General features: G+C 71.7%; 19 protein-coding genes. 5 read left to right on the top strand and 14 right to left on the bottom strand.

Going from position 1 to position 20,116, the window contains the following annotated elements; genetic code table 11:
* Positions 1-250: 250 nt before the first annotated feature.
* The 6 genes from cbiE to ABVB68_RS21955 all read right to left on the bottom strand — a co-directional run bounded on the left by cbiE (position 251) and on the right by ABVB68_RS21955 (position 6,180).
* A complete protein-coding gene (gene cbiE / locus ABVB68_RS21980; protein WP_353602809.1) occupies positions 251-1,462 on the bottom strand; it encodes a precorrin-6y C5,15-methyltransferase (decarboxylating) subunit CbiE in 1,212 nt (403 codons plus the stop codon).
* A 122-nt stretch (positions 1,463-1,584) separates the two neighbouring features.
* Positions 1,585-2,223, bottom strand: coding sequence for a GNAT family N-acetyltransferase (locus tag ABVB68_RS21975; RefSeq protein WP_353602808.1), 639 nt, complete (start codon positions 2,221-2,223; stop codon positions 1,585-1,587).
* A gap of 211 nt (positions 2,224-2,434) precedes the next feature.
* Positions 2,435-3,265, bottom strand: coding sequence for a MetQ/NlpA family ABC transporter substrate-binding protein (locus ABVB68_RS21970; RefSeq protein ID WP_353602807.1), 831 nt, complete (start codon positions 3,263-3,265; stop codon positions 2,435-2,437).
* Positions 3,266-3,334: 69 nt separating this feature from the next.
* Positions 3,335-4,078 (bottom strand): methionine ABC transporter permease, encoded by a 744-nt coding sequence (locus ABVB68_RS21965; RefSeq protein ID WP_353602806.1) that lies wholly within the window; start codon positions 4,076-4,078, stop codon positions 3,335-3,337.
* The gene (locus ABVB68_RS21960) at positions 4,075-5,118 is read right to left on the bottom strand and encodes a methionine ABC transporter ATP-binding protein (RefSeq protein WP_353602805.1); all 1,044 of its coding nucleotides are present in this window, start codon (positions 5,116-5,118) and stop codon (positions 4,075-4,077) included. The genes ABVB68_RS21965 and ABVB68_RS21960 overlap by 4 nt, the downstream gene beginning before the upstream one ends.
* A gap of 411 nt (positions 5,119-5,529) precedes the next feature.
* Positions 5,530-6,180 carry an HAD family hydrolase gene (locus ABVB68_RS21955; RefSeq protein WP_353602804.1) on the bottom strand — a complete coding sequence of 217 codons (651 nt, stop codon included), beginning with the start codon at positions 6,178-6,180 and terminating at the stop codon, positions 5,530-5,532.
* 70 nt (positions 6,181-6,250) lie between these two features.
* Between ABVB68_RS21955 and ABVB68_RS21950 the strand changes: the two genes are divergently transcribed.
* Together ABVB68_RS21950 and ABVB68_RS21945 are read left to right on the top strand one after the other, a co-directional pair.
* A complete protein-coding gene (locus tag ABVB68_RS21950; protein WP_353602803.1) occupies positions 6,251-6,610 on the top strand; it encodes a hypothetical protein in 360 nt (119 codons plus the stop codon).
* A 1-nt stretch (position 6,611) separates the two neighbouring features.
* Complete coding sequence (locus tag ABVB68_RS21945) at positions 6,612-7,031, top strand: hypothetical protein (RefSeq protein ID WP_353602802.1); 420 nt, start codon at positions 6,612-6,614, stop codon at positions 7,029-7,031.
* Positions 7,032-7,149: 118 nt separating this feature from the next.
* Here the strand turns inward: ABVB68_RS21945 and ABVB68_RS21940 are convergent, their stop codons facing one another.
* The 3 genes from ABVB68_RS21940 to ABVB68_RS21930 form a co-directional block, all read right to left on the bottom strand.
* Positions 7,150-7,647, bottom strand: a complete 498-nt coding sequence (locus tag ABVB68_RS21940; protein WP_353602877.1) for a GNAT family N-acetyltransferase — start codon at positions 7,645-7,647, stop codon at positions 7,150-7,152.
* Between the two features lie 45 nt (positions 7,648-7,692).
* Positions 7,693-8,199 (bottom strand): sigma-70 family RNA polymerase sigma factor, encoded by a 507-nt coding sequence (locus ABVB68_RS21935; protein ID WP_353602801.1) that lies wholly within the window; start codon positions 8,197-8,199, stop codon positions 7,693-7,695.
* Between the two features lie 92 nt (positions 8,200-8,291).
* Positions 8,292-9,470, bottom strand: a complete 1,179-nt coding sequence (locus tag ABVB68_RS21930; RefSeq protein ID WP_353602800.1) for a glycerophosphodiester phosphodiesterase — start codon at positions 9,468-9,470, stop codon at positions 8,292-8,294.
* Between the two features lie 397 nt (positions 9,471-9,867).
* On the opposite strand from ABVB68_RS21930, the gene ABVB68_RS21925 reads away from it, so the two are divergent.
* Both ABVB68_RS21925 and ABVB68_RS21920 read left to right on the top strand, forming a co-directional pair.
* Positions 9,868-10,539, top strand: coding sequence for a lysophospholipid acyltransferase family protein (locus ABVB68_RS21925; protein WP_353602799.1), 672 nt, complete (start codon positions 9,868-9,870; stop codon positions 10,537-10,539).
* A gap of 124 nt (positions 10,540-10,663) precedes the next feature.
* Positions 10,664-12,310, top strand: coding sequence for a multicopper oxidase family protein (locus tag ABVB68_RS21920; RefSeq protein WP_353602798.1), 1,647 nt, complete (start codon positions 10,664-10,666; stop codon positions 12,308-12,310).
* Positions 12,311-12,468: 158 nt separating this feature from the next.
* Here ABVB68_RS21920 and ABVB68_RS21915 read toward each other — a convergent pair whose 3' ends face one another.
* The 5 genes from ABVB68_RS21915 to ABVB68_RS21895 form a co-directional block, all read right to left on the bottom strand.
* Positions 12,469-13,995, bottom strand: a complete 1,527-nt coding sequence (locus ABVB68_RS21915; protein ID WP_353602797.1) for an MFS transporter — start codon at positions 13,993-13,995, stop codon at positions 12,469-12,471.
* Between the two features lie 122 nt (positions 13,996-14,117).
* On the bottom strand, positions 14,118-14,666 hold the full coding sequence (locus ABVB68_RS21910) for a TetR/AcrR family transcriptional regulator (protein WP_353602796.1): 549 nt from the start codon (positions 14,664-14,666) through the stop codon (positions 14,118-14,120).
* Positions 14,667-14,965: 299 nt separating this feature from the next.
* Positions 14,966-15,937 (bottom strand): aldo/keto reductase, encoded by a 972-nt coding sequence (locus ABVB68_RS21905; protein WP_353602795.1) that lies wholly within the window; start codon positions 15,935-15,937, stop codon positions 14,966-14,968.
* A 435-nt stretch (positions 15,938-16,372) separates the two neighbouring features.
* Complete coding sequence (gene argH, locus ABVB68_RS21900; RefSeq protein WP_353602794.1) at positions 16,373-17,806, bottom strand: argininosuccinate lyase; 1,434 nt, start codon at positions 17,804-17,806, stop codon at positions 16,373-16,375.
* 136 nt (positions 17,807-17,942) lie between these two features.
* Complete coding sequence (locus tag ABVB68_RS21895; protein WP_353602793.1) at positions 17,943-19,139, bottom strand: argininosuccinate synthase; 1,197 nt, start codon at positions 19,137-19,139, stop codon at positions 17,943-17,945.
* Positions 19,140-19,357: 218 nt separating this feature from the next.
* Here ABVB68_RS21895 and ABVB68_RS21890 point away from each other — a divergent pair, with 218 nt between their 5' ends.
* Positions 19,358-20,062 carry a L,D-transpeptidase family protein gene (locus tag ABVB68_RS21890; protein WP_353602792.1) on the top strand — a complete coding sequence of 235 codons (705 nt, stop codon included), beginning with the start codon at positions 19,358-19,360 and terminating at the stop codon, positions 20,060-20,062.
* Positions 20,063-20,116: the final 54 nt, after the last annotated feature.

Genomic DNA, 20,116 nt, shown 5'->3' with positions numbered 1-20,116 from the left:
CCAGCGGCACGAACGACCCGCCCGCAAAAGACGACAAAGCCATTCAGTGGCATTGTCCCGGCCGTTCCGCCGTCGCGACAGCATGATCCGCGACAGTCCGCTGTGGACTGCGCCACGTTGCGCGTCCTCCGGTCCGCCGTACCACACCCACCTCAAACGGGGCGCGCGTTCCGGACATTGGCGAACGAAGCTCCGGGCTCGGTGCGGTACAACGATCGGCCAGCCTACCGCGCGCGGTACGACAACCCGATCACGGGGCGCGATCCGGCAGAACGCCGCTGAGCAGGAACGCGACGCTCCGCTCGGTCTCGGTCCAGGCGCGGGTGTCGAGTTCGACGGACTGCAGGAGGGCGCACTCCACCCGGTACCCGTGCTCGGTCAGGTCGCGGCCGACGAGTTCGGCCGCGTCTCGGGTGGCGGCGTGCGTGACGATGCGCTGCGGGCGCCGGTCGGCGACCGCGGAGACGACGGCCGCTCCCCCGCCGCCGACCCGTACGACGTCCGGCTCGGGCAGGTTCTCCAGGACGTGCGGGGCCGTGCCCTGCACGACCTGCAGCTGTACACCGAACCGGCGCGCGGCGCCCTCGGTCCGGGCGCAGGCCTGCCCGTCCCGGTCGACCGCGATGACGGCGGCTCCGGCGCGCGCGGCCTCGGCCGCGAACGCACCGCTGCCGCAGCCGATGTCCCAGACGAGATCGCCGACCCGGGGGCCGAGGCGGGCGAGTTGGGCGGCGCGGAGCAGTTCGGTCTCGCCCTCGCCGAGGCCGCCGCCGTAGGCGTGGGCGGGCTGCACCCAGCCGCGCGGCCCGGCGCCGGGGTCGCGCCCGGCGATCCAGCCACCGCCCGCGGCGACCTCCATCGGGCCGCCGATGACGATGACGACGTTCGGGTCGCGCCAGCTGTGGTCGGCGGCCTTGTCGGAGGTGACGACGGTGACCTGCTCGCGTTCGGTGCCCAGTTCCTCGCAGATGACGAAGGTGCGGTGGACGCCCTCCAGCAGGAGGCCGAGTTCGGCGGGGCCGGCGCCCGGCGCGGTGAGGACGGCGACCTTGGTGTGGGCGCGGCAGACGTTGACGGCGCGGCGCAGGGTGCGGGGGTGGGCGACGACCACCTGGGCGTCGTCCCAGGGCATGCCGGCGCGGGCGAAGGCGGTGGCGACGGGGGAGACGGCGGGCACGACCTCGACCTCCAGGCCGAACTCGGGGGCGCGCAGGGTGCGTACGACGCCGAAGAAGCCGGGGTCGCCGTCGGCGAGCACGACCGCGGTGCCGCGGTGGGCGGCGATCCGGCGGGCGGCCAGGGCGACGCTGCCGAGGCGGACGCGTTCGGCGGCGGGAGGGATCTCGGGCAGCGCCAGGTGGTGGGCGGCGCCCGCCACGAGCGTGGCGGCGGCGAGGGCGGAGCGTGCCGCGTCGGTCGGCGGCGAACCGTCCCAGCCGATCACCGTGACCCGGTCGGCCATCGTCGTGTGTCTCCTGGTTTCCGCAGGTCGTCAGGGGGGAGGGCCCGTGTCGGGCTCCGTGAGACTACCCGGTGGGGCGGTCGGCCGTGCGCGGGGGCCGAGGGCCGCCTTCCCCGTCGGGGTCAGTTCCAGTCGGAGTAGGACGCGAAACCGTCCGGGTCGGCGAGCTGTCCTTCGGTGCCTTCGAGGTCCTCCGGCAGGAGGCTCCACACGATGAAGTCGGTGCGCATGTCGGTCCAGGTGCCGTCCTCGGTGCGCACGTGGACTATGCAGGCGTTGCGCAGTACGCCCTCGCTGATGCAGCCGATCTTCTGGGCGACCTGCTGGGAGGCGGTGTTGTCGGCGGCGGTGCGGATCTCGATGCGCTCGAACTTCTGGTCGCCGAAGAGCCACTGGGCGGTGGCGAGCGCGGCCTCGGAGGCGTAGCCCTCCCCGCGGGCCCAGGGGGCGATGATGTACGACAGTTCCGTCGAGCGGATGTGCCAGTCGGTCTTGGCGAGCTGGACGATGCCGACCAGGCGCTGGGTGAGGAACTCGGTGACGGCGAGGTCCAGGCCGCGGCCGGCGGTGCGCTCGGCGGGCGTGTACTCGGTGATCCAGTGCCGGGCGCCGCCCTCGGTGAACGGCTGGGGCACGTCGGTCCAGGCGGCGATCTGCTCGTCGTTCATCATCTCGGCCAGCGCGGGCACGTCGTCCTCGTCGAGGGGACGCAGCACCAACCGCTCCGTGCTGATGGAGACGTTGGGGAAGGTGCTAGTCATGCGCCGCTCCGTAACCTTCGGAAAACCGTTGATGGGCCATCAGGACCGTGGGGGGCCGGCCTGCTGAACTGCCCAGCATGCAGCATGAAACCACTGAACCGCACGACGGGGTCCACTCCTCGTGAGGGAGTGGACCCCGTGCGTCGCCGAGGGCGGTGGACGGCCGGCGCCGGGTGCGGGCCCCGTCCTGCGGAGGTGTCGTTCCGGTGGATCAGAACGACGGGATGACCGAGCCCTGGTACTTGTCCTGGATGAACTTCTTCACCTCGGGGGAGGTGAGGAGCTTCGCGAGCTTCTGCACCCGCGGGTCCTTCTCGTCGCCCTTCTTCACGGCGAGGAAGTTGCCGTACGGGCTGTTCTTCGCGGACTCCAGGACCAGCGCCTCCTTGGCGGGCTTGATGCCTGCGGAGATGGCGTAGTTGCCGTTGACCACGGCCGCGTCCACGTCGTCGAGGGAGCGCGCGGTCTGGGCCGCCTCGACCTCCTTGAACCTGAGGTTCCTGGGGTTCTTCGCGATGTCCTGCGGGGTGGCCTCGTTGCCGGCGCCGGCCTTCAGGGTGATGAGCCCGTTGGCGGCCAGCAGCTTCAGCGCGCGGGCCTCGTTGACGGCGTCGTTCGGCACGGCGATGGTGGCACCGCTCTTCAGGGCGTCGGCCTTCTTCACCTTGTGCGAGTAGAGGCCGAGCGGCTCCAGGTGCACCGTGACGACGGGCACGATGTGGGTGCCGCGCTTCTTGTTGAAGTCGTCCAGGTACGGCTGGTTCTGGAAGTAGTTGGCGTCCACGTCGCCGTCTTCGGTCGCCGTGTTCGGCGTGATGTAGTCGGTGAACTCGCGGACCTCCAGGTCGAGCCCCGCCTTCTTCGCCAGGTTCTTCTTGACGAAGTCGAGGATCTCGGCGTGCGGGGTCGGGCTCGCGGCGACGACGAGCGGGCCGCTGGTGTCGGAGGAGCCGGAGTTCTTGCCCGAGCCGCAGGCGGTCAGCCCGAGGGTGAGGGCTCCGGTGGCGAGGACGGCGGTGGTGAGCTTTGCGGTGTTACGCACGAAAAGTGCCTTTCCTTAAAGGTGGTGCGACCCCGTGTACGGGTGAACGGGGAGTTCGGGAGAGAGCGGTCAGCTCTTCTTCACGGCGTCGGCGGCGACGGTGCCGGCGAAGACGCCTCGGAGCGGCCTGAAGAGCAGCGGGGCGCCGGACCTGCCGCCGCGGCGGTGCAGGGAGCGGGCCGCGACGTCGCCGACGACCTGCAGCAGGGAGATCACGACGGCCAGGATGGCGACGGTGATCCACATCATGCCGGTCTCGAAGCGCTGGTAGCCGTAGCGGACGGCGACGTCGCCGAGGCCTCCGGCGCCGACCGTGCCCGCCATGGCGGAGTAGCCGATCAGGGCGATGACGGTCGTGGTGGCGCCCGAGATCAGCGAGGGGAGCGCCTCGGGGACCAGGACGCTGCGGACGACCTTCCAGGTGCTGCCGCCCATGGACTGGACGGCCTCGACGAGCCCGCCGTCCACCTCGCGGACGGACATCTCCACCAGGCGGGCGAAGAACGGGATGGCACCGATCGCGAGCGGCACGATGGCGGCGTCGCGGCCGATGGTGGTGCCGGTGACCCAGCGGGTGAAGGTCATCAGCGCGACCATGAGGATGATGAAGGGCATCGAGCGCGCGACGTTCACGACCTGCCCGATGACCTTGTTCACGACGACGTTCCGCAGCAGTCCGTCCCGGTCCGTGAGGACGAGCAGGATGCCGAGCGGAAGTCCGGCGACGACGGCGATCAGCGTGGACCAGCCGACCATGTAGAGGGTGTCCCAACAGGCCTGGGACAGCACCGGCTGCATCTCCGACCAGGTCACTTCGCACCCTCCTTGACCAGCGCGGGCGCCTCGTCCCGGTGGCCGACGACATCGATCTGCAGGCCCTGTTCGCGCAGGAATCCGATCGGCACCACGTTGTCCTCGTAGCGGCCGGGCAGCTCGATGCGCATGCGGCCGATCTGCAGGCCGCCGACGGTGTCGATGGCGGCGCCGAGGATCGAGATGTCGATGTTGTAGGTGCGCGAGAGCTGGGAGATGACCGGCTGGGTCGCGGCCTCGCCGTGGAAGGTGACGTCGAGGACGGTCCGGTCGGCGCCGGTGCGCTCGCCGCTCACCGGGAACAGCGACGCGGCGAGCGTGGAGCCGGGGGTGGCCAGCAGCTCGGTGACGGTGCCGGATTCCACGATCCGGCCCTTCTCCATCAGGGCGGCGGAGTCGCAGACCGACTTCACGACGTCCATCTCGTGGGTGATGAGCAGGACGGTCAGGCCCAGCTGCCGGTTCAGGTCGCGCAGCAGCTGGAGGATGGAGCGGGTGGTCTCCGGGTCGAGGGCGCTGGTGGCCTCGTCGGAGAGCAGCACCTGGGGGTCGCCGGCGAGGGCCCGGGCGATGCCGACGCGCTGCTTCTGGCCGCCGGAGAGCTGGGCCGGGTAGGACCCGGCCTTGTCGGCGAGGCCGACCAGGTCCAGCAGCTCCAGCGCCTTGCGGGAGCGCTCCTTGCCGGACTTGCCGAGGATCTCCAGCGGCAGCTCGACGTTCTCCTGGACGGTCCGCGAGGACAGCAGGTTGAAGTGCTGGAAGACCATACCGATGTGGCTGCGTGCCCGGCGCAGTTCCCGTCCGGCGCGCGGTCCGCGGCCGGCCAGGGCGGTGAGGTCCCGCCCGGCGACGGTCACGGTGCCGGCGGTGGGGCGCTCCAGCAGGTTGACGCAGCGGATCAGGGAGGACTTGCCGGCACCGGACTGGCCGATGACGCCGTAGACCTCGCCTTCGCGGACGTGCAGATCGACGCCGTCGAGGGCGGTGACCTCACGGCCGCGGGAGCGGTAGACCTTGGTCAGGCCCGAGGTGGTGATCACGTGGGTTTCCGTCACTGTCGAGTGCGCGGGCGTGGGTGTGCCCGGGACACGGGTGCATTTCGTGCGTTCGTTCAGGGACGCGGCACGGTTCTCGCGGTGGCGGTGGAACCGGGGAGAACGGCGTGCGCGGTGGGGGTCCCCATGCCGTGCGGGCGGTGGGGGCGGCCTCGGTCCGCACGCACGTCGGCGGCGGACGGGCCACGGCTCTCGCTTCGGGGCGCGAGGCTCAGGTGGTGCGGGGGCCCTCTAGAAGGCGCACATTCGGCACGGACACATACAACGAACACCGGGCGTGCTGGTCGCCTCGGTCGCAAGGATGCGGCTGCTCGTCGTGGTCATGCGATCAGTAAACCAGACGTACGGTGCTGACCCGCGGCCGCTGTCCGCATGCTGGACGGCGGCGGACAGCGCTCAGTCGCGGACGGAGATCTCCACTCCCCCGTCGGTCGCCAGTGCGGACAAGGCCGACAGGTCCCTCACCACGAGGTCGGCGTCCAGCTCCCCGGCCGGGTGGGTTGTGGCCAACGCCACGGTGGTCATGCCGGCCGCGCGGCCCGCGCGAAGTCCGGCGGGGGCGTCCTCGAACACCACGCACCGGGCCGGGTCCACGCCGAGCTGCCGGGCGGCGAGCAGGTAGGGCTCGGGGTCGGGCTTGCCGTGGGTGACGTCGTCGGCGCAGATCAGGGCCTTGGGGCGGATGTCCACGGCACCGAGGCGGGCCTCGGCCAGGCGCCGGGTGGCGGAGGTGACCACGGCCCAGCGGTCGGCGGGCAGGGAGTCCAGGAAGTCCCGGGTGCCGGGCAGCAGGCGCACACCGCCGCGCGGTACGTCCTCGACCTCCAGCCGCTCGACCCGGGCGACGGCCTCCGGCACCAGGTGGGCGGGCAGCAGGTCGGCGACTATCTCCACCGCGGTCCGCCCGTGCAGTTCCACGCGCCCGAACTCCTCGGCGGTGATCCCGTACTCCCCGGCCCAGCGGGTCCAGCAGCGCCGGACGGAGTCGAGCGAGGAGACCAGGGTGCCGTCGTTGTCGAACAGGAGGGCGTCTGCGTGGATCGTCATGCTTCCGACCCTACGGGCGTGCGACGGGGGCGGCGGCGGTGGGTCGTTTCGGCCGTAATAAGGTCACGGCATGCTCAATGCCCTGACGCTGGTGGTCGCGATCACCGCGCTGCTGCTCGCCGCGTGGTGCGGCTGGGCGGCCTACCGCGACCAGCCGACCAAGGACTGGCACTTCATCGGCATGGCCGTGGTGTCGCTGCTGGCCCTCGTGCAGCTGGTGGTCGGGATCGTGCAGCTGGCGCGGGGCGAGAAGCCGGAGCAGGGCACGACGATCTTCGTGGCGTATCTGCTGGGCGCCTTCGCGTGCGTTCCCGCGGCGGGGCTCATGTCCCTGTCCGAGCGGTCCCGCTGGGGGTCGGTGACGGCCGCGGCGGGCGGCGTGGTGCTGGCCGTGCTGGAAGTACGGCTCTTCGACATCTGGGGAGGCTGAGATGACGACGGCGCAGGACAAGCCGGCCCGGCTGATCGGCGGGCCGGGCATGCTGCTCGTCTGGTTCTACGGCGTGATGGTGGTCGGCGCGGTGTCGCGCTCGGCCTACCAGATCGCCACGGATTTCCAGCGGGCGCCGCTCGCCTACTCCCTGTCGGCCGTGGCCGGCGTGGTGTACGGGTTCATCACCTACACGCTGGTCCGGGGCGGGGAGAAGGCCCGGCGGGCGGCGCTGGTGTGCTGCGCCGTCGAACTGGCGGGCGTGCTGATCGTGGGCACGTGGACCGTCGTCGAGCCGTCCGCCTTCCCCGACTCCACCGTGTGGTCCGACTACGGCATGGGCTACGTGTTCATCCCCGTGCTGCTGCCGCTCTCCGCGATGTACTGGCTGCGCAGGGCGCGGGCTCGCACGGCCGCCTGAGAACACCGGCGGCCGCCGGCTCCGCGCGACCCGTCATGCGGTGCCGGGGCCCGTCATGCGGCCCCGCGCCTCTTCCCACGCCTCGCGCCCCTCGCCGCGCCCCGTGCCGGGGTGCTCCTCACGCCGTGGCCGCGTACGTCCCCGCCTGCTTCTCCAGGACGATCAGCTCCACGCCGTCCGCGCCGGTGGAGCGGCCCACCGTCTCGTAGCCGGAGCGGCGGTAGAGGCGGAGGTTGCCCTCGCTGCGGTGGCCCGTGTGCAGGCGGAACCTCTTGGCCCCGCGCTCCCCGGCGAGCGCCGCCTCGGCCGCGCGCAGCAGCCGTGCGCCGATGCCGTGCCCCTGCAGGCGCGGATGGACGCAGAGCTTGCCGATGGCCGCGGCGCCGTCCTCGGTGACCTTGCCGCGCACCGCGCCGACCACCTCGTCGCCGAGCCGCGCGACGAAGACGCAGTCCGCGTCGACCTCCTGGCGGACGGAGTCGAGAGTCTGCACGAGCGGGTCGATGCGGTAGTTGCCGTACAGCGCCGCCTCGCTCTGGAAGCAGAGGTACTGGAGCCTGAAGATCTGCTCCGCGTCCTGCTCGGACGCCACCGAGATGGTCACGCTCATGCCCATGTGCGCATGCCTCCCGCTCACCTGATCACCTGTCGTCCCTCACTCCTATCCCCGCCCTTCGGGGGAGGCAACCTCCGGGCCGAGCAAACGACGCAGACATCCCAGACATCTGGAGCGTTCCGGCCCGAGACTTCCCTGTGAGATACCCAACTCCCCCGCGATCTCCCGGTAGGTCAGGTCCTTCGGCGAGAGCAGCGCCTCCAGGAGCCGGGGGCAACGGCCGGGCAGCCGGCGCACGGCGTCCCGCAGGGCCCGGTACCGGGCCGCCGTCACGGCGAGTTGCTCGGGGCCGGGACGGATGTCGTCGGCCGGCTCGGCACCGTACGGGCGTTCGAGGCGGGTGGTGCGCCGGATGCGCCGCGCCTCGGCCCGGACGGCCTTGCGCAGCCAGCCCTGTGGATCCGGCGGCGGACCGCCGGCCTCGAGCCGCTCCAGCAGGCGGAGCCAGACGGCCTGTTCGAGGTCGCCCGGCTCGCTTCCGGAGGAATATGCCTCCGCGAAGGCCTCGGCGGTGAGCAGCGGGCGGAGGGTGTCCACCAGGTCGTCTGTCATATGCGGAACGACGAGCCGCCCCGGCGGTGAGTTGCCGGGGCGGCTCGTAGTCACCCCGAACGGGGTGCCGGCGCGGTCGCCGGTTGACGCGGTCAGCCGTTCAGGAAGTCGGCGCGCGCGAGCAGGCCGGTGTCGGCGTTGTCGGTGAAGACGCCGTCGATGCCGGTCGCGAAGTAAGCCTTGAAGGCGCCGAAGGCGTCACCGTAGGCGTCGGCCGCGCTCCCCTTGCGGTACTCGGCCGGCAGGAAGGGGTTCTCGTTGCGCATGGTGTAGGGGTGCAGGACCAGCCCCACCCGGTGCGCGTCGGCGACCAGCGTGGTCGGCTGCCCCAGGGTGCCGTCCGCCTTCTTCGGGATGACCAGGTCCAGGGTGGGGCCGATGCCCTGCGCGTAGCCGGCGATCTCCCGGAGGCCCTTGGGCGTGATCAGGTCGGCGACCGTGCGCGGGTCGCCGGCCGCCACGAAGTCGTAGGGGCGGCTGTCGGCCGAGGACAGCAGCACCACGAGCGGGTTGTCGACCAGCTGGTTCAGTCTCTGGATGCTGGTGGGCTCGAAGGACTGCAGGATGACAGGCGAGTTCCGGCCGTCCTTGCCGTACTTCCGCAGCAGCTTCGCGACCCGCTCCTCCACCGCGAGGCCGAGCCGCCGGAAGTAGGTGGGGTGCTTGGTCTCGGGGTAGATCCAGACCTGCCGGCCGCGCCTGCGGGTCTGCTCGTCCTGCCACTTGAGGACCTCTTCGAACGTGGGGATCTCCCAGCGCCCGTCGTAGAGGGTGTTGTGCGGGCGGTTGGCCGGTATGCGCTCCACCGCCCGCAGGGTCTTCAACTCGGCGAGCGTGAAGTCCTCGGTGAACCAGCCGGTGGTGGGAACGCCGTCGAGGACCTTGGTGGTTCTGCGGCCGGCGAACTCGGGACGGTCCGCCACGTCCGTGGTGCCGCCGATCTCGGGCTCGTGCCGGCAGACGAGGTGGCCGTCCCGGGTGGGGACCAGGTCACCGGCCTCGACGACGTCGGCGCCGAGGTCCAGGGCCAGGTCGTACGAGCCGAAGGTGTGCTCGGGGCGGTAGCCGCTGGCGCCCCGGTGACCGATGATCGCCGGCACCGGGAGGCCCTTCAGACCCCGCCCGCCGCGCCCGGCGCCGCGCGCCTCGGCGGCTCCGGCCGCGCCGGGCAGTCCGAGGACCGCTCCCCCCGCGCCGAGCACCGCCGCGCCGAGGATCGCCCGCCGTCCGGTGGTGCCCTGTGTCCGCTCGTTCACCCTGTCGCCGCCCATCGGGGCCCTCCTGCCGTTTTCGCACTGGGTTCCGTCTTCGGCGCTCCGCGCCTTCGGTGCGCGCTGATCGTAGGGGCGCGCGCATGACGGGAGGGAGTCCTCGGCCCGAACACGCGGGTGCCGCCGCGTGTCCTGTCGGCGGCGGGAGATGACGGCCCGTCGGCATCGTCCGGTGCGGGCCGGGCACCCGGAGGGGGGAGGGCTCGGCGCGATGTCCGTCACACCGGCACCCCGCCGCGACGGGCCGCCCCCGGCGCGCCACCGCAGGTAAACCCGCGTCAACACTTCGTAAGACCTCGGTGAACCGGGCCTCCCCGATGTGCGTTCGCCGGGGCGCCGCGAGTAATGTCCTCACCTGCACAGACTCATATCGCTCCCCCCGACGCCGGAGGACCCGTTGTCCCGCTTCGCGCTCATCAAGGCAGTGCTCGGACCGATCATGCGTCTGATGTTCCGCCCACAGGTGGAGGGCGCGGAGCACATCCCGGGGGACGGACCGGTCATCCTGGCCGGTAATCACCTCACGTTCATCGACTCGATCGTGCTGCCGATCGTCACCAAGCGGCAGGTCTGCTTCATCGGCAAGGACGAGTACGTCACCGGCACCGGCTTCAAGGGCCGGCTCATGGCCTGGTTCTTCACCGGCGTCGGCATGATCCCGGTCGACCGGGACGGGGCGAACGGCGGTGTCGCCGCGCTGATGACCGGGCGTCGGATCCTGGAGGAGGGCAGGGTCTTCGGCATCTACCCCGAGGGCACGCGCTCGCCCGACGGACGGCTGTACCGGGGGCGCACCGGCATCGCGCGGCTGACGCTGATGACCGGGGCGCCGGTGGTCCCCTTCGCGATGATCGGTACGGACAAGCTGCAGCCGGGCGGTAGCGGCATTCCGCGGCCGGGCCGCGTGACCGTCAGGTTCGGCGAGGCGATGGAGTTCTCGCGGTACGAGGGCATGGACCGGGACCGCTACGTGCTGCGCGCCGTGACCGATTCCGTCATGGCGGAGGTCATGCGGCTGTCCGGCCAGGAGTACGTGGACATGTACGCCACGAAGGCCAAGGCCGCCTAGCCCCTTCCGGCCGGCCGACGCGGTGCCGGTGCCCGTCCGCCTGCAGGTGGAATCTACCGCCGACACTTCGGGCATTCGGCCGTATAAACCGCCCATATGACCACACAACATGTCTGATGCAGACATGCGCAAACCTTCTCGGCGTACTCTGCTCCGTACCCCGATCGCCGCCGTCGGCGCGGGATTCCTGGCAGCCTGTACCAGCTCCGGTTCCGAGCCCACCAGCTCCGGCCCCCAAAGGGCGAGCGGCGGGGGGACGTTCGTCCCGGCCGGGCCCAAGGGGTACGTCAACCCGTCGGACCCGGAGGTTCTTGCCGCCGAGCGCAGACGCGGGTCCGGCCGTGTACGCACCTTCGGATTCACCGCTGCCGAGGCCAAGCTGGACCTGGGCGGGCGATCCGTCCGGACGTGGGCGTACAACGAGACGGTGCCCGGCCCCCTGGTCCGGGTGACCGCCGGTGACACGCTCGACCTGACGCTCACCAACCGGCTGCCCGCCACGACCACACTGCACTCGCACGGGGTGCGGCTGCGCTGCGACATGGACGGCGTGCCCGACCTGACCCAGCAGGCCATCCACCCGGGGACCGAGTTCCGCTACCGCTTCACCGTCAAGCATCCGGGGACCTATCTGCTGCACTCCCACGTCGGAATGCAGCCCGACCGGGCCCTGTACGCGCCGCTGGTGGTCGACGACCCCAAGGAACCCCTCTCCTACGACAAGGAGTGGATCGTGGTGCTGGACGACTGGCTGGACGGGGTGGAGGGCTCCACCCCCGAGGGCGTCCTGGAGCAGCTCAAGCCCGGTGGCGCCATGGACATGGGCGGCATGGACATGGGGCACGCGGCCATGGGTCCCGGGCACGGCAGCGCCGGCCACGGCCGGTCGGCGAGCGCGCACCCTTCGTCGCCCAAGAAGTCCACGGGCCCCAACCGGGTGCTGCACGACTCGTACAGCCGCATCCTCCACGGAGAGGGCGGCAGCGTCGCCTATCCGCACTACCTGATCAACGGGCACCTGCCCGGCAACCCCTCGGTGTTCCGCTGCCGCCCCGGCGACCGCGTCCGGTTGCGCTTCATCAACGCCGGCTCCGAGACCGCCTTCCGGGTCGCACTGGGCGGCCACACGATGGCCATCACGCACACCGACGGCTATCCCGTGAAGCACAAGATGACGGACGCCCTCATCATCGGCATGGCGGAGCGGTACGACGTACTGGTCACCGTCAAGGACGGCGTCTTCCCGCTGGTCGCGCTCCCCGAGGGCAAGAAGGGCAAGGCCCTCGCCGTCCTGCGCACCGACAAGAGGACCGGGAACCTGCCCTCGGCCGACGCCCGCCCGGACGAACTCGACGGGCAGACCGTCCCCGCGCGCCGCCTCCTGCCCGACGACTCGGTGGCCCTCGCAGACCGTGATCCCGACCGCGAGATGCGCATCAGGATCACCGGCAGCATGAAGAAGTTCGACTGGGGATTCGACCACAAGGCCTATTCCGTGCAGCAACGCCACCCGGTCAGGTCCGGTGAACGGGTGCGGCTGACCCTCATCAACGCCACGGACATGTGGCATCCGATGCACCTGCACGGGCACACCTTCGCGGTGACCGGCCTGGACGGCCTGGGCGCGCGCAAGGACACCGCGATGGTGCTGCCGCACCGCAAGCTGGTGGTCGACTTCGACGCCGACAATCCGGGGCTGTGGATGCTGCACTGCCACAACCAGTACCACTCGGAGAGCGGGATGATGACGGTGCTCGGCTACAAGAAGTGACGTCCGGGGCGGTGCGGGCCGCCCCGGGATCCGGGTGAGCGGGTGCCGCCCCCCGTCCCGGCGTGGGAGTGTCCACTCGTTCCGGGGGCGTGGGTGAGCGAGAGGTGCCCACTTGTTCCCGGGGCGCGGGCGAGTGGGTCCCCGCGCCCCTTGACCGGTCAGTTCCGGCCGCCGTCCAGCTTCTGTCCCTTCAGCAGGAACCAGGCCACCGCCGAGGCCCCCAGCAGGACCGCCGCGCCGGCACCGCAGGCCAGGTGGAGGCCGTGGACGAAGGATGTGCGGGCGGCGTCGAGCAGCGCCTCCGCCTGGTGCGGGGGCATCCCGGCCGCGGCCTGCGCCGCCGCGCCCAGGGACTCGTGGGCCCCGGCCGGGGTGCCGGCCGGTCCCGCGAAGTCGCGGTAGGCACCGGTCACGATCGAGCCCAGCAGGGCGATGCCCAGGGCCGCCCCCAGTTCGTACGCCGTCTCGGAGACCGCCGAGGCGGCGCCCGCCTGCTCCTTGGGCACGCTGGAGAGGATCACGTCGGAGGTGACCGTGAAGGAGAAGCCCGCGCCGACACCCACGACCAGCAGGGCCGCGCCGAGGATCGGATAGCCGGTGGACCGGCCGAGCACCGTCAGCACGGCCAGGGCCAGTCCGACGGCCGCGAGGCCCCCGGAGACCACGGTGCGGACCGAGAGGCGCCGGGCCGCGCGGCCCGCGACCAGCCCGGCCACCACCGCACCCACGGCCGCGGGCAGTTCGGCGAGGCCCGCCTCGAACGGACGCCTGCCCTGCACGAGTTGCAGATACTGGGAGAGGAAGAACACCAGGCCGGACATGCCGAGGACGGTCAGCAGGTCGGCGAGGACCGCTCCGCTGAAGCCGCGGCTCCTGAACAGCCGCATGTCCAGCAGCGGGATCGGCATGGTCAGCTGGCGGTGGACGAAGCCGTACAGGGCCGCCGCGCCCAGCAGACCGGTGCCGGCGGTCGTCCCGGTGAAGCCGTGGGTGGCCGCCTCCTTGACCGCGTAGACCAGGCCGATCATGCCGACCAGCGACAGCAGGACGCTGATCAGGTCCCACGGGCCCGGACGCGGATTGCGGGACTCGGGCAGCGTGCGGATGCCCACGAGCACCAGCACCGCCATCACCGGCAGGTTGATCAGGAAGACCGAGCCCCACCAGAAGTGCTCGAGCAGGAACCCGCCCGCGATCGGTCCGACCGCCGTACCGGCGGAGGCGGTGGCGCCCCAGATGCCGACGGCGAGGCTGCGCTCGCGCGAGTCGTGGAAGAGGTTGCGGATCAGGGCGAGGGTGGCGGGCATCAGGGTCGCGCCCGCGACGCCGAGCAGGGCCCGCGCCAGGATCATCAGTTCGGGTGTCGTCGCGTAGGCGTTGAGCACCGAGATCGCGCCGAACGCCGTGGCGCCGCCGAGCAGGATCCGCTTGCGGCCGATGCGGTCGCCGAGGCTGCCCATGGAGACGAGCAGACCGGCGATGACGAACGAGTAGACGTCACCGATCCACAGCAACTGGGTGCCGGAGGGGTCCAGGTCTTCGCTGATGTAAGGGGTCGCCAGGCCGAGGACGGTGGCGTCGACGGCCACCAGCAGCACGGCCAGGACGAGGACGGAGAGCGCGAGCCAGCGGCCCGGGCGCTTCTCCACCTCGGCCGTGCGAGCCGGCTGCAGGGTGCTGGTCATGATTCCTCTCTCCGTCACGCGTCTTGGTCACGCGTCTTGGTCACGCGTCTTAGTCATGCGTCTTCGTGTGCGGGTGTTCGGCACGCGTCTTCCTGTGCGGGGGTACGTGTGCGGGTGTCCCGTCACGCATCGGTGCGCCGGGCGCCGCCGAGCAGCAGCTCGGTGATCATGTAGGTGAAGTCCTTCGCCGCCACGCGGCCCTCGCTCACCGCCCAGGCACCCGAGGCCAGCAGGGCGTACAGCGCCTCGGTGAGCCAGACCGGGGTGAGGTCGATGCGGAACTCGCCGGCCTCCTGGCCGCGCCGGAACAGGGCCGTGAGGCGCTCGTCGATCCGGGCCCAGCCCTGGTTCTGCTGCTCGCCCTCGAACAGCTGGTTCTCGGTGTAGAGGAAGGCGAGCAGTCCGGCCGCGGGTTCGATCGCGGCGACCAGGCGGTGCACGGCCGCGCCCGCCGGACCCTCGTCCAGCCGGGCGGCGTCCAGCGCCGCCTCGCACTCGGCGATGCCGAGCGCCTCCAGCGCCCGCACGAGCGCGTCCCGGCCGGCGAAGCGGCGGTGCAACGTGGCCCGGCTGATCCCGGCGGCCTTGGCGACCTCGTCCATGGTCGCGGTGGACTTACGGGTCAGCAGGGCGGCCGCACTGCGCAGTACGTGGTCACGATCCAGAGCCATGAGACAAGGGTAACCCAGGTGAGACATAATTGTCTCACCTATGACACGGGCGACTCATAGATGCAGGTCATCACGGTGTTCCACCTGTGCGGGACGGCGGTCTGCGGTGCGGGACGCGCGCTGCGGTGCGGGACGGGGCCGCCGGCGCGGGACGCGGGCTGCGGTTCGCGGTTCGCGGTGCGCGGTGCGCGGTTCGCGGTTCGCGGTTCGGATAGGGGCCGCCGGTGCGGGACGCGGTCGGCGGTGCGGGACGGGGCCGCCGGTGCCCGACGGCGTTTCCGTCGGCGCCCGGGGGCGGCTCAGTGCCAGGGCAGCCGGCCGCGCCGCTCCCAGTAGGCGTGCGGGTCCTCCGCGAGCGTGGCGAGGCGGGTCAGCTGGTCCACGTCGAGGTCGACGGCGGGAGCGTGCAGGTTGGAGACGAGCTGCGGGACCGTCGCGGCGCCGGAGAGGACGACACCGGTCCAGGGCTGCCGCAGGATCCACGCCAGGGCCACGGCGTCGCAGCCGAGGGAGGCCTCCTCGGCCACGGCCCGCAGCGTGTCCGGGGCGTGCGGCGCCGCCAGCCGGCCGTTGGCCATGCCCTCCTTGACGATCACGGTGACTCCGGCGTCGTGCGCCTCGGCGAGAGCGGGTCCCGCCGACGTCTCCAGGACGTTGTACGTCGACTGAACGGTACGGAAGAGGGGCTCGCCGTCGACCGTGACGGCGAGGGCGGCGCGGATGGCGTCGGACTGGGCCGGACCGCTGGTGGAGAAGCCGACGGTCAGTCCCTCGGCGGCGGCCCGGGCCAGTTCGGCGTGGAGTTCCTTGTCGGTGAGCGCGGGACTGTCCGGGGTCACCGAGTGGATCTGGTAGAGGTCCAGCCGGCTGCCGAGCAGGGCGTCGGTCTCGGCCCGCTGCCGCTCGTAGGTGGTGCGGCCGTGGTCCTTGACCTCGTGCCGCTCGGCGTCGGCGGACCAGCCGGCGGTGTAGGTGTAACCCCACTTGCTGCCCACGACGACGTCGTCCACGTCGGGGCGGGCGTCCAGCCAGCCGGCGAGGAACTCCTCCGAACGGCCGTAGGAGCGGGCCGCGTCGAAGTACCGGACGCCCTGGGCGTAGGCGGCGTCGAGGAGTTCGTGGGTGCGGGTGCGCAGCGTCTCGACGCTGCGGTCCTCCCCGAGGTCCCGGTCCCTGCCCAGATTGATGTATCCGGGGCGGCCGACGGCGGCGAGACCCAGTCCGATGTGGCAGGTCGGCGTCGTGGCGTGCGCGAGACGGTCGAAGGGCATCGCGGGCTCCGTGGGTCGGCTCCGGTAGGGCTCGCGACCAACGTAACCCGCGACGGCGCTTCACCCGGGGAGCGGGGAACCGGGGCTCGGAAAGCCGAGGCCCGGATCGGGGCGCGGGGAGTCGGGAAGCGGAGGGGTCGGCGGGCACCGGTCCGCGTCGGCGGGCGACCGATCGCGGTGGCCTGTCGCGCAGTTCCTCGCGGCCCCGACGCGGCGCCGATCGCGTGACACCGGCCCGCCGACGGGTGCCCCATCGCCGTGTCCTGTCGCACAGTTCCCCGCGCCCCCGACGCGGCGCCGGTCGCGTGACACCGGTCCATGTCGACGGGCGGCCGATCGCCGTTGGCCCGTCGCGCAGTTCCCCGCGCCCCCGACGCGGCGCCGGTCGCGTGACACCGGTCCGCCGACGGGCGCCCGGGGCGTGGGGGCGCTTCCCTACTTCTTGCCCTTGGCCTCGGCCCACTCGTGCTGGGCCGCCACGTCGGCCTTGACCTCCGCCAGCTGGACGGCGACCGCGCTGGGCGCCGTACCGCCACGGCCGTTGCGGGAGGCCAGGGCGCCGGGGACGTTGAGGACCGTCCGGACCTCGGGGGTCAGGTGCGCGGAGATCTTCGCGAACTCCTCGTCGGTCAGACCGTCCAGCTCCTTGCCCTCGGCCTCGGCGGCCTTCACGCACTCCCCCGCGACCTCGTGCGCCACGCGGAACGGCACGCCCCGCTTGACCAGCCACTCGGCGATGTCGGTGGCGAGCGAGAAGCCGGCCGGGGCCAGTTCCTCCATGCGCTCGCGGTTGACCGTGAGGGTGGCGATCATGCCGGTGAAGGCGGGGAGCAGTACCTCCAGCTGGTCGCAGGAGTCGAAGACGGGCTCCTTGTCCTCCTGCAGGTCGCGGTTGTAGGCGAGGGGCAGGGCCTTCAGGGTGGCGAGCAGTCCGGTGAGGTTGCCGATCAGGCGGCCGGACTTGCCGCGCGCCAGCTCCGCGATGTCCGGGTTCTTCTTCTGGGGCATGATCGACGAGCCGGTGGAGAACGCGTCGTGCAGGGTCACGAAGGAGAACTCCTTCGTGTTCCAGATGATGATCTCCTCGGCGATCCGGGAGAGGTTCACGCCGATCATCGCGGTGATGAAGGCGAACTCGGCGGCGAAGTCGCGGGAGGCCGTGCCGTCGATGGAGTTGCCGGCGCTGCCGTGCTCGAAGCCGAGGTCGGCGGCCACCGCCTCCGGGTCCAGGCCCAGCGAGGAGCCCGCGAGCGCCCCGGAGCCGTACGGCGACACGGCCGTCCGCTCGTCCCACTGGCGCAGCCGCTCCGCGTCCCGGGACAGGGACTGCACATGGGCGAGGACGTGGTGGGCGAAGAGCACGGGCTGGGCGTGCTGGAGGTGGGTGCGGCCGGGCATGGCCACGTCCGGGTGGGCCTCGGCCAGGCCGATCAGCGCGTCCTGGAGTTCGGCGATCAGGCCGCCGATGATCCGCGCGTGGTCCCGCAGGTACATCCGGAAGAGGGTGGCGATCTGGTCGTTCCTCGACCGGCCCGCGCGCAGCTTGCCGCCGAGGTCCGGGCCGAGGCGCTCCAGCAGGCCGCGCTCCAGTGCGGTGTGGACGTCCTCGTCGGCGATGGTGCCGGTGAAGGAGCCGTCGGCGACGTCCGCCTCGAGCCGGTCCAGGCCGGCGACCATGCGCGTGAGTTCGTCCTCGGTGAGCAGCCCCGCCTTGTGCAGCACGCGCGCGTGGGCGCGCGAGCCGGCGATGTCGTAGGGCGCGAGCCGCCAGTCGAAGTGGACGGACGCGGACAGCTTCGCCAGGGCCTCGGCGGGACCGTCGGCGAAACGGCCGCCCCAGAGCCGTACGTCACCGCTGTTGCTGCTCACTTTGCGTTGCTCCTCGGAGGTGTTTTCGTGCACAGGTCTCTGTGTGCGGCCGCCTCCCCGCCTTTGCGGGCGGGGAGGCGGCTGTCAGGCGATGCTGCGAGGTGGCCCGGAGGCCTGTGCGAGGTCTCGGGTCAGGCTATGCCTGGAGGTCCCGGCGTGCGGCGATCTTCGACGACAGGCTGTAGATGTCGATGAAGCCCTTGGCCGCCGCCTGGTCGAAGGTGTCGCCGGTGTCGTAGGTGGCGAGGTTGAAGTCGTACAGGGACGACGGGGAGCGCCGGCCGGTGACGACCGCGCGGCCGCCCTGCAGGGTCATCCGGATGTCGCCGGTGACGTGCTGGCTGGCCTCGTCGATGAAGCCGTCCAGGGCCCGCTTGAGCGGGGAGAACCACTGGCCGTCGTAGACCAGCTCGCCCCAGCGCTGCTCGACCTGCCGCTTGTAGCGGGCCAGCTCGCGCTCGACGGTGACGTTCTCCAGCTCCTGGTGGGCCGTGATCAGCGCGATCGCGCCGGGGGCCTCGTAGACCTCGCGGGACTTGATGCCGACGAGGCGGTCCTCGACCATGTCGATCCGGCCGATGCCCTGGGCTCCGGCGCGCTCGTTGAGCTGCTGGATGGCCTGCAGGACGGAGACGGGCTTGCCGTCGATCGCGACCGGGACGCCGGCCTCGAAGCTGATGACCACCTCGTCGGCCTCACGCGGGAGGGCCGGGTTGGAGGTGTACTCGTAGATGTCCTCGATCGGGGCGTTCCAGATGTCCTCCAGGAAGCCCGTCTCGACCGCGCGCCCGAAGACGTTCTGGTCGATGGAGTACGGGGACTTCTTGGTGGTGGCGATCGGGAGCTGCTTGGCCTCGCAGAAGGCGATCGCCTTGTCCCGGGTCATCGCGTAGTCGCGGACGGGGGCGATGCACTTCAGGTCGGGGGCGAGGGCGACGATGCCGGCCTCGAAGCGGACCTGGTCGTTGCCCTTGCCGGTGCAGCCGTGGGCGACCGTGGTGGCGCCGTGCTTCTGGGCGGCGGCGACGAGGTGCTTGACGATCGTCGGCCGGGAGAGGGCCGAGACCAGCGGGTAGCGGTCCATGTAGAGGGCGTTGGCCTTGATCGCCGGCAGGCAGTACTCGTCGGCGAACTCGTCCTTGGCGTCGGCGACCTCGGCCTCCACCGCGCCGCACGCGAGGGCGCGCTTGCGGATGACGTCCAGGTCCTCGCCGCCCTGGCCGACGTCGACCGCAACGGCGATGACCTCGGCGCCCGTCTCCTCGGCGATCCAGCCGATGGCGACGGAGGTGTCCAGACCGCCTGAATAGGCGAGTACGACGCGCTCGGTCACGGGTTTTCTCCTCACAGTGCATTCGCTGATATGCATGAGTATGCAGCACTCCGCATGATTCGTCAATCAACCCGTTCGGGGGAGCTCCTCGGACGGTCCACCGAGCTCGGTCGCGATTCCACGGACCTGGGAAAGGCCTCCGAGCAGGGCCTGCGGCGAGCGGCCCGGACGGACCACCCGGGCTGCCGCCGCCGCTCCCCCCGCCTAGCGTCTGAGTCATGCGCCCAGGTCTCACCCTCGCCCTCGTGTCCCTCTCCTGTCTGGCCCTGGCCGGCTTCACGCGCGGCCCCGAACCGGACCCGCTGCCCGCGCGGCTGGCGGACACGGGCGGCGGCACACAGCTGATCACCGCCGAGGCACCGGCGACCGGCTCGACGTCGGGGACGGTCACCTGGTGGGACCTGCGGGACGGGCGGTGGGTGCAGGCCGGGACCGCGCCGGCCCGGTTCGGGGCGAACGGGCTCGCGGAGGGCGGCTCCCGCAAGCAGGGCACCCAGACGACGCCGACCGGCCTGTACGACCTGCCCTTCGCCTTCGGCATCAAGGCGGCGCCGTCCGGCACGAGCGTCGAGTACCGCCCGGTGCGGGACAGTTCCTGGTGGTGCCAGGACAACGACTCCAGTTCCTACAACCGCTGGACCGAGCCGCTGCCCGCCGACTGCCGCGCCGCCGAGTCGGAGCACCTGATCGACTACGGGACGCAGTACGCGCACGCCCTCGTCATCGGCTTCAACTACGAGCGGCCCGTGCACGGCCGCGGCGCCGGCATCTTCCTGCACGTCAACGGGCAGGCGGCGACGGCCGGTTGCGTGTCGGTACCGCTGGACGCGATGCAGCGGATCCTGCAGTGGGCGCGGCCCGCGGCCGGCCCGCACATCGCGATCGGCACGGTGGACGGGCCCACGGCGCTCATCAACTACTGACAGCCGCCGCACCGTCGGTGCGCGATGCCATCATGTTCCCCTGTGCAGCGGAGG

The sequence above is a fragment of the Streptomyces sp. NPDC096012 genome, assembly GCF_040426375.1.
GTDB lineage: Bacteria > Actinomycetota > Actinomycetes > Streptomycetales > Streptomycetaceae > Streptomyces.
Note: the sequence above shows the minus strand (reverse complement) of the source record. Positions and strands in the feature narration are given on the sequence as shown.